Here is a 15,845-nt window from a genome sequence, read left to right on the forward strand (position 1 = left end):
TTGACGACCGCGCTTTGGGAAAAGTTAACTTTGAGCGAACTCAAAACCCTTCAGTGGCGGTAATCACAAAAAATTTCAAGCGGTGAAATTTAGGAAATAAAAAGCATCCGTCTGACGTTTGTACTGGCTTAACGAGATTGGTTGATAAATTTGTCCCATTCAGAATTCGGAATATCCTTAATCCAAATTCCGAAACAGCTTGCTCGCACTCCGCCGAGACGCTATTGTTACCTTTCGTTGGTAACAGTAAGGTCACAATCCGATAAAGAGCCAGGGTTCAATGTAACGCCCTATCGCATCACCAGATGCACCCGCTCCAGGAGTGAGACAGTAAAAGGGAAGAAATATACATGCAAAGCATTTCTCAGCGCACTGGCGTTGGACGTCACCGCAAGGTGAACACCGCTCAGACGGCTAAGGGACGCATTGCTTTAGTAACCGTTGCTGCAGGCGCGGTTTCTACTGCTGGCGTTGGCGGAGCTGCTGCAGCTCAGGTCCAAACTAATCCTGAGGACTCAATCAAGACCCAGACCGTTGACTTCAAGCACGTCAGCAAGCCTTCCCCTCTCGACCAGGTCACCGGCCAGGTTGAGAACGCAGTAAAGGGAGCACAGAGCGACTTCGACGCAGCTGTAGCAACCACCCCACAGATTCTTACTGTTGCAGAAACCAAGCCAGTTCAGAACTTGGGCGAACAGCTCAACACTGCAATTCAGGCTTCCCAGGCACGTGCCGCTGCTGATGAAGCAGCCCGCGCACCTTCCGTAGCTCGCCCAGCTGAAGGCGCTTTCACCTCCGGCTTCGGCCCACGTTGGGGCTCTTTCCACGCTGGTATCGATATCGCGAACTCCAACGGCACCCCAATCTTGGCTGTCATGGATGGCACCGTCATCGATTCCGGCCCAGCTTCTGGCTACGGCAACTGGATCCGCATCAAGCACGAAGATGGTTCCGTTTCCGTTTACGGCCACATGGAATCCCTTGACGTTGCAGTTGGCCAGCAGGTCACCGCAGGCCAGAAGATCGCCGGCATGGGCAACCTCGGTTTCTCCACCGGTACCCACCTGCACTTCGAGATTCATCCAGACGGCAACACCGCAGTCGACCCAATTCCTTGGTTCGCAGAGCGCGGCGTCAACATCGCTTAATCTCGCACCACTTTTGCACAGCCCTTAGGCCGAGCTTCTACTACTACCAACAACATCTTCCGGTAGGAGCTGAGCCGAAGGGCTTTTTGCATGCTCAAAATCGGCGCCCTGTGCGCTTCTGAACGGTTTTGAACCAATATTTGGGAAACGCTCCCCGCACTCTGAGATTCAACGCCGCTATTGGGCGTCTAGACGCGCAAAGCACAAACACCCAAACACAAGCGGGGACAATGCGCACATACCCGGACGCAATCGGTGAAGATAATCCAGGAGCACTTCGGAAGCCCATCGGCAATGCCTCGGATGTCTCAACTATTCAGCAATTCAGATATCGCGGACATCGTGACTAACGCGGCCATTGACCCCACCCCACCCGGGCCGTGCACAAGCGTGGCTTAACATCAAAGATTGGCGAGAATTCTTGGGATTTAAAATCCGAATCTCGCCTTCGTCGCCACGACTTGGGAAGTGTTGGTAAAAGCCACAGCGTTTTTTATGACATCGCTGAGATTTTCCTGAACGTTACAACGCCGATTCACATTTTTCTGCAGCCGCCCTCCCCGAGCACATGCAGTATCGATTTAATGGCACGCGTTGCCGCTCTAGTGGCAGCCACCCCCTATCAGGTCAATCGCACGCAGCCTTATCAGGTCGCCCATCTAGCTAATGCACCGAATAGAACGAAGGTTCACTAGCGAATGATTCGGCCGAAAAATAAACCGAACAAGATACAACGGGATTACAAGAAGTTGCGTTACGACACGCCCATAACCATTTCCAACGGCCGAGATCCCTACCCCCATTTGCCACCCCCAGAGGTTGAAGCACTGGTTTACAGTCGTCACTTCTTTAACATTTACAACATGCGTAACACACTGGCATGTTCGAAAGTTTATCGAAAACGGGCTGCCATCACCTGCGGTTTTTCCATTGCGAAGTGCCCAAACACCGGATAACTTTAACCACGTTGCTACAAAGCAATCACGAACACATAACGAATCGCTTCTCTTTATCTCTTGAGGCTTTAGCCCCCGGAGAATTTTTTGGGAGAAGCTTTCTTATGCACGTGATTGATGTGGCTAAACCAAACACTGAAGTACAGCGTTTAGCAAAGGACTTGATCTATGAAGCGCATCCCACGCGCAGTTAAAGCTGCTCTCGCAGTGGCTACTGCCACCGGCGTTGGCCTAGCCACCGTCTCTGGCGCCACCGCGAACACGCCGGCGCTCAGCCTCAGTGTCCCTAACGGCTCTTCTGAAGCTCAGGTAAATAGCGCCAACGGTTCTGAACTAGTCAACGCAGCCGTTGGTTTGTTCACAAGCGTTGACGGTGTCTTGAACAATGGCGTTGTCCCAAAGATTGAGCGCACCGAATACGGTGTCTCCATTGTCTTGGACCCAAGCTCCATTCCAGGACTGGCAGAGCAGTTCGCTCCAGCGGACCCATCGCAGCTGTCCCCTATGCAGGGAAGCACTCCAGATGGACGCACCGTGGTCTTCCCGACCTCCGGTACTTTGACGTCCACCTACGGCGCACGCTGGGGAACCCACCACAACGGTATTGACGTGGCTAACCCAATTGGCACGCCAATCGTTGCAGTGATGGATGGTGAGGTTATCTCCTCCGGTCCAGCGCAGGGTTACGGCAACTGGATTCGTGTTCAACACGACAACGGGGAAATCTCCGTCTACGGCCACATGCAGGCCTCTTCCCTATTGGTGGGAGTTGGCGAGCGCGTGACCGCGGGTCAGCAGATTGCCTCCATCGGCAATGAAGGCCAGTCCACTGGACCACACCTTCACTTTGAGATTTGGCCAGATGGCGCAAATCCAACCGACCCACAGCAGTGGTTCGCAGGCAACGGAATCAACTTCTAGTTCGCTAGAGCTTTTCCATAGGCAGGCCGCCAACAAGCATGAGCCTGACCTTGCCTGCAGAACCAAAGTCGATGGTGACGGTGGAACGCAAACCTGAGCCATCGGCAGCGATGACTGTGCCCAAGCCATACTTGGCGTGGTTGACGCGGTCACCGACAACTAAATCCAATTGCTTGTTCTTGGACATCGAGCTTTCTGATGCCTTAGAAGAGCGAGTTCGCTGCGAAGGGGATGTCGCGGCGGACCGTGAACTACGGCTCCAACCAGACCAGCTCGAGTCATAAGAACGACCATAAGAATAAGAATCGTCGTAGTCCCACGCAGAGCCCATTGAGCTTTGTGGTTCTTCACGGCGCCAGTCGATGAGATCCTCCGGGATCTCGCCGAGGAAGCGGCTGGCCGGATTCGTCAACGGGTTACCCCACGACGAACGAAGAATCGCACGAGTCAAATAGAGCTCTTCGCGGGCGCGAGTGATTCCGACGTACGCCAAGCGGCGTTCCTCACTCAGCTCCTTCGGATCACCGAGGGAGCGCATGTGTGGGAACTGCCCTTCCTCCCAGCCGGTGAGGAATACGACGGGGAATTCCAAGCCCTTTGCGGTGTGCAAAGTCATCAGCGTGACCACACCAGATTCGTTTTCAGGAATCTGATCAGCATCAGCCACCAAGGCAACCTTTTCCAAGAAAGCCTGCAGCGAGCCCGGCGCTGCTTCTCCTTCTGTCAGCTCAGGTGCAACCTCAACGTCTGAGTCCGAGCCATCAAAGGCTAACTGGTTGGCAGATTCCGAAGAGAACTCACGCGCAACCGAAACCAACTCATTAAGGTTGTCCAGGCGTGCGCCGTCTTGCGGGTCATTCGATGCTTCCAATTCGCCTTTGTATCCGGTGGAATCCAGGATTGCGCTAACCAGCTCACCCAAGTCAGGCTGCTTAGTCACCTCATTGGTCATAGCTGGGATCTGTTCGCGGATTCCCGCCATCATCTCATTGAACTTAGTAACAGCATTGACTGCGCGGGTTCCCAGCCCAGGTACCTCCCCTTGCTCGGCAAAATACAGTGCTTTGCCGAAGCTGATGTTGAGGTTTTCTGCATGCGTAGCAATCTGCGCCTGAGCTTTGTCACCAATCGCGCGCTTTGGCACATTGATAATACGGCGCAGGCTCACTGAGTCATCTGGGTTATCCAGGATGCGCAGGTACGCAATAACATCACGGATTTCGCGGCGCTCATAGAACCTGGTGCCACCAACAACTTTGTACGGAATTCCAGAGCGGACAAAGATATCTTCCAGCGCACGTGATGCATTGTTGGTGCGGTACATAATCGCAATGTCCGAGTAGTGACGGCCCTTATCGGACAGGGCATCAATCTCAGAGGCGATAAAGCGCGCTTCATCGTGCTCATTATCGGCAACGTAGCCAATAATTTTCTCGCCCTCACCGTGATCGGTCCACAGGTTCTTCTTCCGCCGACCCTCGTTTTGCGCGATGACGGCATTCGCTGCACTCAAGATGGTCTGCGTGGAGCGGTAGTTTTGCTCCAGCAAAATGGTGCGCGCACCTGGGTAGTCACGCTCGAAATCTTCGATGTTGCGAATGGTTGCGCCACGGAAGGCATAGATGGACTGATCGGAGTCACCCACCACGCATAGCTCCGGGCTTTCCTCATCATCTTGTCCTACAAGTGCTGCGACCAATGAGTACTGGGCGTGGTTCGTATCCTGATACTCATCAATTAACACATGCTTGAACCTGCGGCGATAAAACGACACTACCTGTGGGTACTGCACAAAGATGCGCACGACTTCACCGATGAGATCATCAAAATCCACCGCATTCGCGGCACGCAGGCGGCGCTGGTACTCCGCGAAGACGCGAGCAACAGTGAGCTCAAACGGGTTCCTGGTCTTTTCGGCCTCAGCCAGTGCGGTCTCTGGCGAGGTCATTTCGTTCTTATGGTTAGAAATCTGGTTAGCCAGTACGCGTGAGGTGAACTTCTTGATGTCCAGCTGCATGTCTTTGGCAATCATGGTGAGCAAACGCCGTGAGTCATCGCCGTCATAGATGGTGAAGTTGGTGTTTAGCCCCGGCACTAGCTGTGCCTGCTGGCGCAAAATGCGCACGCAGATGGAGTGGAAGGTTGCCACCCACATGCGTTCAGCAACCGGCCCTACTAGCTGGCCAACGCGCTCTTTCATCTCAGCGGCAGCCTTATTGGTAAAGGTAATAGCCAGAATTTCCCACGGCGCTACCCCACGGTTTCCCATGAGATAAGCAATACGGCGGGTGAGCACGGCCGTCTTGCCGGAGCCTGCACCAGCAACAATCAATAGCGGCGCACCAGAGTGCTTAACGGCTTCAATCTGCTCAGGGTTAAGCCCGTCTACTAATTTCTCAGGGCTCACCGCAATGTGTGGTCGGTTGCTTCGGGCTTCCCCGCCGCGGTTCACCGGTGCGCTAAATGGTGAGTTCGAAGCACCTGCGTTCGACTGCTCTTCGCCGCGAGTCCGACCGCTAAATGGGTTGGAAGACGCCCCACCGGAAGCTGGCGCGAACGGGTTGCGCTTCGCCTGGGCTTCTTCGCTGGAAACGGCGGAGTCCCTAAAGAGATCCAGCACATCTTCTGGTGGCTGGTCTATATCTTCTGGTGGTGCAAACTCTGGCTCCGGCTCCAGTGGCGGAAGAGGGAGCTGATCAAAGTCATCTGGGAACTGTTGCTCGTTTTGAGACTGATTGTTCGATTCGCTGCGCATAATAACTCCCAACCTACCTGTTGAATCGGACACCACTAACTATCACCACTTTTGGGAGTTAAATATGGGTCAGTGATTTCCGTTTTCCCTACTTAGTGGCACAATAATAGACTTATGGACACCTCTTCTGAATCTGGACTTCCCGAAGCTGACAACAATTCGGGCCAGGACGAACTTGCAGCAGATATCTCAGCTGGAAACAACGCTGATATTCGCATGCCATCCGGCACTGATGATCCGTTGTCGGATGCAGAGATTCAGAAGTATCGCGAAGAGATTAACAAAATGGACCGCATCATCTTAGACGCTGTCAAGCGCCGCACCAAGGTCTCCCAAGCCGTCGGTAAAACCCGCATGGGTTCGGGCGGAACTCGCCTGGTTCATACCCGCGAGATTTCTATTCTTAATCAGTTCCGCGATGAACTCGGCGAGGAAGGCCCGGCTATTGCCTCCGCGCTACTGCGCATGGGACGCGGCAAGCTCGGGTAATTAACCTATCTTTTAAGCGGGCGGCTTTCCACGTGAGGGGTCAGCATATTATGCGGACCCTTTTCTCATCCGCGTCTAATTCCCTGGCAATAGAGACGCACAGAAGAAATTGCACTGAGCTGGGATAAGAATCACTTTCTGCAGGGCATTCATAATTTTCTATAACAGGTATCTGCTAATAACCTGTTCGTTATGAATGCTGTATTAATTGCTGTCGCGGTCATGCTCGTGCTGGCCCTCATGCGCGTGCATGTCGTCGTCGCAATGTTCCTTGGTGCTCTAGTCGGTGGCTTACTCGCAGACTTAGGCCTGGACGGCACCATGCTGGCGTTTCAGGACGGACTCGGCGGCGGCGCCAAGATTGCGCTGAGCTATGCCTTGTTGGGTGCGTTTGCCATGGGTGTGGCATCGACAGGCTTGCCCCAGTTGCTAGCCCATGTGCTACTTGCCCGCGTTGGCGCCACCACTGCCAAGGCTAAGACCCCGGCTACTGTCGGCGGCGGTTCCGGTGAAGCCGAGGACCCAATCATTCACGCGGCGAATCAGAAGGCTGTTACCACCACCAAGTACCTCATCATTGGTGGTCTGCTGTTGATGGCGATCATGAGCCAGAACGTCATCCCGGTGCACATCGCGTTTATTCCGCTGATTGTGCCGCCGCTGCTGACGGTGTTTAACAAGCTCGGCATTGACCGTCGTGTTATTACTTCGGTGCTGACTTTCGGTCTGGTCACCACCTACATGTTCATTCCAGTAGGCTTTGGCTCAATCTTCCTCAATGACATTTTGCTGTTCAACATCAATGAAGCAGGCATGGACACCACTGGTGTAAACATCATTCAGGTCATGGCCATCCCCGCTGCCGGCATGCTGGTCGGCCTGCTCATCGCAGTGTTTATCAGCTATCGCAAGCCACGCGTCTATGAAGACCGCCCACTTTCGGAAGAGGCTGAAAAGCAAGAGATTTCCACATACAAAGTCGGGGTCGCACTCGTAGCCATTGTTGCGACTTTCGCTGTGCAGGTCATCATGCAGGCGCTTAGCTTTGAGGCAGACGGCCTGCTGGTCGGCGCGCTTGTCGGATTGGCCATCTTGCTGATCACCGGCGCTGTGAAGTGGAACAATGCTGATGATGTCTTCTCCGCCGGTATGCGCATGATGGCGCTGATTGGTTTCATCATGATCACCGCACAGGGTTTTGCCGCCGTGATGACAGAAACCGGTGAGGTCGAATCGCTGGTGGACACCGTTGCATCCGTCTTTGGTGAAAACCAGGCTGCTGCCGCAGCCGCCATGCTGTTTGTTGGTTTGGTTGTCACCTTGGGCATTGGCTCGTCCTTTTCCACCCTGCCAATCATCACCGTCATTTTCGTGCCGCTGTGCATGTCGTTGGGCTTTTCCACCATGGCTACCGTTGCGATTATCGGCACCGCAGGTGCGTTGGGTGATGCCGGTTCACCTGCTTCAGACTCCACGCTGGGCCCAACAGCTGGTCTAGACGCCGATGGTCAGCATGACCACATCCGGGATTCGGTCATTCCAACCTTTATTCACTACAACATTCCGTTGTTGATTGCTGGTTGGATTGCGGCAATGGTGCTCTAAGCACGCTATCTTCTTTCGCCTTTGGTCTCCTTCACATGTTTGTGGAGGAGACTTTTGTTGTTTCGCTCCTCAAACAGAAATTTTGGCTAGTTTAGAGGTAGCTCTTTTCACTACTTTCGCTGCTGGCATTTGAAAGGTCAATCATGGATATCACGCAACAGCCTGCATGGACGAAGCTTCAACGATTGTTTGAGGCCAAGAAGGACATAACGTTGAGGGAGCTTTTTGCTGCCGACGCCACCCGGGCGTCCACGCTCACCTTCGACGCCGCCGGGCTTCATGTGGATCTGTCGAAGAACCTCATTGACGCTGAGGTTCACTCCGCGCTTGTTGAACTGGCCCAGCAGGCTGGCGTGGAAGAACGCCGCGCGGATATGTTCGCCGGCAAGCACATCAACACAACCGAAGACCGCGCCGTGCTGCACACCGCGCTGCGCATCCCGGTCGAGGATGACTTGGTGGTTGATGAACAAGACGTGGCTGCCGATGTCCACGAGGTGCTAGGCCGCATGCGTGATTTTGCAACCGCGCTGCGTTCCGGAAACTGGTTGGGACATACTGGCCACACCATCAAGAAAGTGGTCAACATTGGTATTGGCGGTTCCGACTTGGGCCCGGCAATGGCGGCACAAGCACTACGCAGCTATGAAGTCGCGGGCATCTCCGCGGACTTCGTCTCCAATGTGGATCCTGCGGACTTGGCAAAGACCCTTGATGGTCTGGATGCCGGTTCAACGCTGTTCATCATTTCTTCGAAGACTTTCACCACCCAGGAGACTTTGTCCAATGCCCATGCGGCACGCCGCTGGCTGCTGGAGCAGTTCGATGGTGATGAGTCGGCTGTATCCAAGCACTTCGTGGCTGTGTCCACCAACGCGGAAAAGGTCGCAGAGTTCGGCATTGATACCGCCAACATGTTTGGTTTCTGGAACTGGGTTGGCGGCCGCTACTCCGTTGATGCTGCCATCGGTTTGTCCTTGATGTGCACTATTGGCCCACTGGACTTCATGCGTTTCCTCGACGGCTTCCACGCCATGGATGAGCACTTCCGCACCGCGCCTTTGGAGTCCAACGTTCCAGCGCTCATGGCGCTGCTCAGCGTGTGGTACACCAACTTCTACTGTGCGCAGTCGCACGCGGTGCTTCCATACTCTGAGGATCTCGGCCGCTTCCCTGCATACCTGCAGCAGTTGACCATGGAATCCAACGGTAAGTCCGTGCACCATGATGGCTCAGCAGTATCAACCAAGACCAGCCCAATTTATTGGGGTGAGCCAGGCACCAACGGCCAGCACGCTTTCTTCCAGTTGCTGCACCAAGGCACGCACCTGATTCCAGCGGATTTCATTGGCTTTGCGCGTCCGAAGGAAGACTTCCCTACCGCTGAGGGCACCGGTTCCATGCATGACCTGCTCATGGGCAATCTCTTCGCGCAGACCAAGGTGTTGGCCTTCGGCAAGAATGCCGAAGAAATCGCAGCGGAAGGAATCGCTGAAGAGCTGATCCCACACAAGGTCATGCCGGGTAACCGTCCAACCACCACCATCTTGGCTGAGGAGCTTACCCCGGCAGTACTGGGCAGTTTGATTGCACTTTATGAGCACATCGTCTTTGTCGAAGGCGTTATTTTGGACGTCAACTCCTTTGACCAATGGGGCGTGGAGCTGGGCAAGCAGCAGGCGAATGACCTGGCACCGGCAGTTTCCGGCGATGCCGATATTGACACCGGTGATTCTTCAACTGATGAGCTCATCTCCTGGTTCCGCTCTCACCGTTAATTGCCAGATTATCGGTAGAAGCCACCCAGTAACAGTTCACTGCTTATTCATGATTTTCGGGCAAAATGATTCACTTACCCGTGAATAATCGTGAATATAACAGTGAATTTTTGAGAGGCGGACTAAACCCGTGCAGGGAATCATTGATTGGATAATCCAGCTGATGGAAGTGCTCGGCGCTCCTGGTGTCGGTATCGCCATCTTGTTGGAAAATCTCTTTCCCCCAATCCCATCCGAGGTAGTTCTACCGCTGGCTGGTTTCACTATCTCTCAAGGCAGCCTGTCATTTTGGCCAACATTTTTGTGGGCCATGGCAGGCTCCATCCTGGGTGCTTGGCTGCTTTACGGTCTTGGCGCATGGATCGGTGCGGAACGGCTGCGCAAGATCGCGGATTGGATGTGGCTGGTTGAGCCAGAAGACGTTGATAATGCATTGCACTGGTTCGACAAATTCGGCCCAGCTTCCGTGTTCTTTGGGCGTTTTATCCCCGGTATCCGCTCACTGATTTCAATTCCTGCAGGCATCGACCGCCTTAACCCCGTGAAGTTCACGGTGTGGACCACCTTAGGTTCAGCCGGCTGGAATGCGTTGCTGATTGCTCTGGGCATGTGGCTCGGCCAGTCGTACACACTGGTCGCGCACTATGTCGATCAGTATTCCACCGTCGTCTACGTATTGGTCGCCCTCGCAGTCATCGCGGTTATCGGCTTACTTATTCGCCGCAGCAAGAAGCGCAAGGCTGCTGCCGCTGAGCGCCCGGAGTCTTCGCAGCTTTCCGATGCCTCCAACCTGACCGATGGCAACGCCTCAGCACGCATGAACGAATAACTACTAGGCGCAAACAGTAGTAAACCGCACCTGCAAGTACAGGTGCGGTTCACTTTTGGTGGCTAGCCAATCTAGGCACCACTTTTGTTTAACTACTAGCTTCTAGCTTCTTCCCACGAATCGAAGAAGCGGGCCATCTTCTCGTTGTATTCTTCCGGAGACTCATACTCTGAACAGTGGCGGGCACCAGCAATGTATAGGTAGCCATTTTTATCGACAGTGGCTACCCCAACGTCGCGATGTTCTGGCTCCTCCCAGCCTTCATCCTCCCAGACATCGGCTGAGTTATTTTCTTGAATCTCCTTTTTAAGTTCATCGATCGTCTTACCGGAACTTTCAAACCCAGCAACGATTTCGTCAATTGGGAATCGCATGAATTCGACCAAGACGGTGGAATCTGAAGGAATGCTCTTGTAAAAGCCGGACTCGCGAATCCAGAAAACTGAGTCGGAGTCAACGTCCTTCAAAGCGTTCTGAGCTGCGGCACTTAATTCCTTAGTTGTCGTCGCATTTTGAGCTGAAAGACCTGCAGTGAAGTATTCGGTGAAGAGTTCGATGATAGCCGCGCGGTTGTCATTTGGCGTTGATGGCATGCTCGGCTTTGACGGCTTGGATGGTTCAGACGGAGTCGATGGCTTGGATGGGGCTGGCTTGCTGCTGGAGGACATTCCAAAGAGATTGGAGCTCTGCGCGGAAGCTGCAGGAGCTACGGACAAGGACAGTGCCGCTATGGTAGCGGATGAAACTAGTGCAGTAAGGAATTTGTTCACACCTTTTAGAATAGCCATAACTGACAGTTTCCGCCCAGTTTATGGACAGTTTTCGTACAGCACCTTCCAACAAAGGCGTACATACGATCGATTACTAATCCAAAGACAGTGGTAAGCGGCAAGAAAACCTGTATCACCTGGCGGGAATATCCAGCGTCGCAATAGCGAATTTCGACACTGGCTCTCCCTGAAAAATGGGAGCTTTCCGAGCATTTCAAATATACGAACGTATTTGAATTCCCTATATTTTGGGGGTGAAACATACCCCCGGCAGCACTTGTTTCGCCCCTAAGGGTTTAGAGCTTCACCATTGGCTCGTAGCCGAAAGGAATGCGATCCGATGGCACGATACTGCGCCCGAACGGGAAGCAGGTTACTGGAATCATCTTGATGTTCGCGATGGCCAATGGAATGCCAATGATCGTGACGGCCTGGCCGGCCGCGGTCACAACGTGGCCGATGGCGAGCCATAGCCCCGCGACGATAAACCAAATGAAGTTACCGACCGCCGAGAAGCTGCCGGCCCCCTTGGTTGGCTGCACGACACTGCGGCCAAATGGCCACAAGGCGTAGTTAGCCATGCGGAAACTTGCAACGCCCGCCGGAATCGTCACAACAAGCAGGCACGCGATAATGCCGGCAAGGAAGTATCCAGCGGCCAAAAGAAAGCCGCCGCAAATAAACCAGATGATGTTCAAAATAGTTTTCATACGCTCCAACCTAGCCTAAGAAACCACCTCCTACATCAGGGATAACACCCACATTTTTATCGCTGCGTTCCCAGCCAGATAAGCAGCTATGACACTTGCCATGCCAAATAGTGATGGACATTCTCAATTAACTAAGGTAGACCTAATTAATGAATGTGGGTGCTGGTTGCACCCTTCGAAGCGGTATCGATGAAAGGACATTTCTACCTATGAGTGGCAAGCACAATGACAAAGACTCCCCTCCAGAGCACGAGGGGGATTTCAAGCAGCTCGATAAAGACTCAAGGGGCGCGCTGAAAATGTTGCTGCGCCCGGTTTCGGGGCCTATCTTCCTCGGCCGCGTTCTCGGAGCGTTGTCGGCGCTGGTATCAATTGCACCGTTCATCCTGCTCACAGAATTAGGCCGCCTCCTATTGAGTGGAAGCAGCTCCACGGAGCAGGCATCGAATGAGGCCACCACGCATGAAGTACGGGAACTGGTCACGTGGCTCATCATTGCTTTTAGCATCCAGCTTTTCTTGTACTTCGTGGCTTTAGTAATCACCCACCTTGCGGATGAAAAGTTGAAAAGCATCATTCGCAACCGGATTGTCGCCGCTGTTTCGCGCGCGCCGTTGTCCTGGTTTAATGACCGCTCTTCGGGCGAGGTCCGGAAAACCATCCAGGATGATTCAAAGACGTTGCACACGTTGGTTGCTCACGCTCCAGTGGACACGACAGTTGCCATGATTAGCCCAACTGTGCTGGCTATTTATGCTTTCATCATTGATTGGCACCTGGGGTTATTGTCCATCGCGATGCTGCCGGTATTCATCGGATTGCAAGCCACCATGATGGCATCGATGGGGCCTAAGACCGCAGAAATGAATGAGCGCCTACAGGAAGTCTCTGCCCGCGCCGTCGAATTCGTCGAAGGAATCGAGGTGGTTAAGAATTTCGGCATCGTCGGCAAGGCGCATTCTGCCTACGCGAATGCAGCCAAGAATTTCTCCAAGTTCTATTGGCAGTGGTGCGGACCGCTCATTACCGGCTCCGCTTTGTCAATGGCCGCGGTATCAGTGCCGGTGTTGATGTTTATCAACGTCGGCGGCGGCGCACTCATGGTTGCTGCGGGATGGGTCAACGTACCGGAGGTCTTGGTGTGTTCGTTGATCTCTTTGATGATTCCGCAAGCATTGGTGGTCATGGGCAATATGGCGTGGTCCTACCAGCAAGCAGGCGCAGCAGCACTGCACATTGTGGAAGTCACTTTCACCCCGCAGCTTTCTACCGCAGACCCAGACACTGCTTCTGAAACCGGGAAGATTCTAAGCCCAGTGTCTTCGGACGAGGTCGAATTTATCGATGTCAGTTATTCCTACACCACGGAAAATGGCCCCGTAAGCGCGCTAGAAAACATCAATATCACGTTGCGGCCTGGCACTATCACTGCTTTGGTTGGTCCTTCTGGGTCCGGTAAGTCGACTCTTGCGACCATGGTTGCGCGGTTCCAAGATCCAGATTCTGGGCAGGTGCTCATCGGCGGGTGTGATGTCCGCGCATTGCGTACCGATGAGCTATACCGGCAGGTGTCTTTCGTTCTTCAAGATGCGCAATTAGTCAGGGCATCAATCCGGGACAATATTGCGTTAGCCCGCCCGGATGCTAGCGATGATGAGGTTGAAACCGCAGCCCGCGCAGCCGTGATTTGGGAGGACATTGAGTTGCTCGAACAGGGATTGGACACCGTAATCGGCGAGGATACCGAATTATCGGGTGGGCAACGCCAGCGTATTTCTATTGCGCGGGCGATTCTTACCGATGCCCCAATTCTTATTCTCGATGAAGCTACCGCAGCTACTGATCCTGATTGCCAGACTGAAATTCAGACAGCACTGAGTCATCTAGTTCAGTCCAAGACAGTCCTGGTCATAGCCCACAGCGCCGCTGCTATCCGCGGTGTGGACAATGTACTTGTTCTCGGCGGTGGACGGATAGATGCAGCGGGCACTCCGGCAGAGCTTGATGCATCAAACAACCACTACTGGTACCAATTACGAAAGGCAGATATCAATGCCTAGAAATATTTTCTCTGACCCGCTACTGACCAAAGCCTTTTCTTCCGTGCTGTCACCAGACGGAAACAAGCTGCATGCCAAAGCAATTTCCTGGTCCATTGCCGCAGGCATCTTAGAAGGGCTGAGTTTAGGACTCATTGTCCCCACTATCAGTGGTCTCATCGACTTCGGAGGACTAGACAGTATCAGCTGGTGGCTCGGAGCTATGGCTGTGCTCGCGCTTGCTGCTATTTGGGTCTTTCTCCAGCAACAACGCACTGCCTATATGTGTGCCATTGATATCTTGAATAATCTGCATCAGCGTATCGGCGATAAGCTGGCGCGGCTGCCCATCGGATGGTTTGGTCCGCGTAGAACAGGCACGGTCTCACAGCTTTCTACCGAAGGAATCATGTCCATTGGTGGCGCAATCGCCCACGGAGAATGTGAACTAATCCGAACCATTACTGCTCTGGCTACGACTAATCTTGTGATTCTGGTGTGGCGCCCACAGCTTGGTTTAGCACTGTTCGCTGGAGCTTTGCTCGTCGCACTGTGCCTGTATCTCGCTCGCATGTTGCGCGACCGCGGCCACCAGCTCAATGTTTCAGACCGGGATGAAGTATCTCGCCGGATTGTGGAGTTTGCGTCTTGTCAGCCAGCGCTACGCGCAGCTGGGCGCTCACAAGATTATGAACCGCTCGCAGATGCTTTGGCTGCGGATAAAAAGTCCTCATTGGCAAAGTTCTTGTTGAGCACAGCCGCCTTGATTATCAGCAACTTTGCTTCGCAGATAACGGTGGTGGCGCTGTTTGTGACAGCCACCGCCTTGTGGGCTGGCGGGCATCTACATCCGGTTGCGCTCATCGCATTCTTGGGTGTTGCCTTGCGGTTTAAGGTCTTGCTTGAACAGTTTGTCGCGCAGTTTACCGCCGCTGACCTAGTGCGCGGGCCCATTGGTGAGGTTGAGGAAATTCTTGAGACCACAGAGCTACCGGAACCAGATTCTGTGCCAAAAGATTCAACCAAGCAGGCCATGCCTGCGCCCGGAATGGTGGAGTTCCACGAGGTCGGTTTTGGCTATGACTCTGATACTTCCGTGCTCAACGGGGTAAGTTTCCAAGCCTCCCCTGGCACATTGACCGCTATTGTTGGCCCTTCTGGTTCGGGTAAGACCACCCTGTTCAGGTTGATGTGTAGGTTCTGGGATATCAATTCTGGCGCAGTTCGGATGGGCGGAGTTGATGTACGTGAGCAAACCAGTGCGCAATTGATGCGCCAGATAACTATGGTTTTCCAAGACCCGTATCTCTATGACGACACCTTGCTGGCCAACATCAAGATGGGCAGTGCAAGCATGTCGCCTGGACCTGACGCAGTATCGGCTGGTGATGCCGACGTATTTGCCGCCGCAGAAATGGCAGGGGTCAGGGATATCGCGCAGCGCTTACCTGGTGGCTGGGATTGTCCGGTGGGATCTGGCGGACGAAAGCTTTCTGGTGGGGAACGTCAGCGAGTATCCATTGCTCGCGCGTTGCTTAAGAATGCACCGATTGTGCTTTTGGATGAAGCAACCAGTGCGCTAGACCCGGAAAATGAGGCGCGGATTCAAGACTGTATCGCAACTCTTCGTCGGTCTTCGACGGTGATGATTATTGCGCATAATCTCAATACTATTGTTGCCGCAGATCAGATTGTGGTGCTCAATAGCGACGGCACGGTGGAGAGCATCGGCAAGCATGATGCTCTGCTTGAAAGCAGCCCTATCTACGCGGGCTTTTGGCAATCGCGCCGCAGTGCTGCCGGGTGGAGTCTTTCGCGCTAAGCAGATGTACCGCTGAAGTAGGA

11 protein-coding genes are annotated in these 15,845 nt (G+C 53.8%); 8 read left to right on the forward strand and 3 right to left on the reverse strand.

Going from position 1 to position 15,845, the window contains the following annotated elements; all coding sequences use genetic code 11:
* Positions 1-350 precede the first annotated feature (350 nt).
* Positions 351-1,148 carry a M23 family metallopeptidase gene (locus CCASEI_RS10065; protein WP_006822986.1) on the forward strand — a complete coding sequence of 266 codons (798 nt, stop codon included), beginning with the start codon at positions 351-353 and terminating at the stop codon, positions 1,146-1,148.
* A 1,124-nt stretch (positions 1,149-2,272) separates the two neighbouring features.
* Positions 2,273-3,025, forward strand: coding sequence for a M23 family metallopeptidase (locus CCASEI_RS10070; protein ID WP_025387906.1), 753 nt, complete (start codon positions 2,273-2,275; stop codon positions 3,023-3,025).
* Positions 3,026-3,029: 4 nt separating this feature from the next.
* On the opposite strand, the gene pcrA is transcribed toward CCASEI_RS10070, so the two are convergent.
* The gene (gene pcrA / locus CCASEI_RS10075) at positions 3,030-5,780 is read right to left on the reverse strand and encodes a DNA helicase PcrA (RefSeq protein ID WP_025387907.1); all 2,751 of its coding nucleotides are present in this window, start codon (positions 5,778-5,780) and stop codon (positions 3,030-3,032) included.
* 114 nt (positions 5,781-5,894) lie between these two features.
* Between pcrA and CCASEI_RS10080 the strand changes: the two genes are divergently transcribed.
* From CCASEI_RS10080 to CCASEI_RS10095, 4 genes are all read left to right on the forward strand, one after another.
* Positions 5,895-6,269 (forward strand): chorismate mutase, encoded by a 375-nt coding sequence (locus CCASEI_RS10080; RefSeq protein WP_006822981.1) that lies wholly within the window; start codon positions 5,895-5,897, stop codon positions 6,267-6,269.
* Positions 6,270-6,461: 192 nt separating this feature from the next.
* Positions 6,462-7,874: a Na+/H+ antiporter family protein gene (locus CCASEI_RS10085; RefSeq protein ID WP_025387908.1), complete on the forward strand. Its 1,413-nt coding sequence runs from the start codon at positions 6,462-6,464 to the stop codon at positions 7,872-7,874.
* A gap of 143 nt (positions 7,875-8,017) precedes the next feature.
* Positions 8,018-9,652 (forward strand): glucose-6-phosphate isomerase, encoded by a 1,635-nt coding sequence (gene pgi / locus CCASEI_RS10090; RefSeq protein ID WP_025387909.1) that lies wholly within the window; start codon positions 8,018-8,020, stop codon positions 9,650-9,652.
* A gap of 130 nt (positions 9,653-9,782) precedes the next feature.
* On the forward strand, positions 9,783-10,481 hold the full coding sequence (locus CCASEI_RS10095) for a DedA family protein (RefSeq protein WP_006822978.1): 699 nt from the start codon (positions 9,783-9,785) through the stop codon (positions 10,479-10,481).
* A 95-nt stretch (positions 10,482-10,576) separates the two neighbouring features.
* Here CCASEI_RS10095 and CCASEI_RS10100 read toward each other — a convergent pair whose 3' ends face one another.
* Positions 10,577-11,269 carry a hypothetical protein gene (locus tag CCASEI_RS10100; RefSeq protein ID WP_155894836.1) on the reverse strand — a complete coding sequence of 231 codons (693 nt, stop codon included), beginning with the start codon at positions 11,267-11,269 and terminating at the stop codon, positions 10,577-10,579.
* Positions 11,270-11,547: 278 nt separating this feature from the next.
* Complete coding sequence (locus tag CCASEI_RS10110; RefSeq protein ID WP_006822976.1) at positions 11,548-11,961, reverse strand: YccF domain-containing protein; 414 nt, start codon at positions 11,959-11,961, stop codon at positions 11,548-11,550.
* A gap of 209 nt (positions 11,962-12,170) precedes the next feature.
* Between CCASEI_RS10110 and CCASEI_RS10115 the strand changes: the two genes are divergently transcribed.
* On the forward strand, positions 12,171-14,021 hold the full coding sequence (locus CCASEI_RS10115; protein WP_081748490.1) for an ABC transporter ATP-binding protein: 1,851 nt from the start codon (positions 12,171-12,173) through the stop codon (positions 14,019-14,021).
* A complete protein-coding gene (locus CCASEI_RS10120) occupies positions 14,014-15,822 on the forward strand; it encodes an ABC transporter ATP-binding protein (RefSeq protein ID WP_025387913.1) in 1,809 nt (602 codons plus the stop codon). The genes CCASEI_RS10115 and CCASEI_RS10120 overlap by 8 nt, the downstream gene beginning before the upstream one ends.
* The last annotated feature ends 23 nt before the right edge of the window (positions 15,823-15,845 follow it).

Source organism: Corynebacterium casei LMG S-19264, assembly GCF_000550785.1.
GTDB lineage: Bacteria > Actinomycetota > Actinomycetes > Mycobacteriales > Mycobacteriaceae > Corynebacterium > Corynebacterium casei.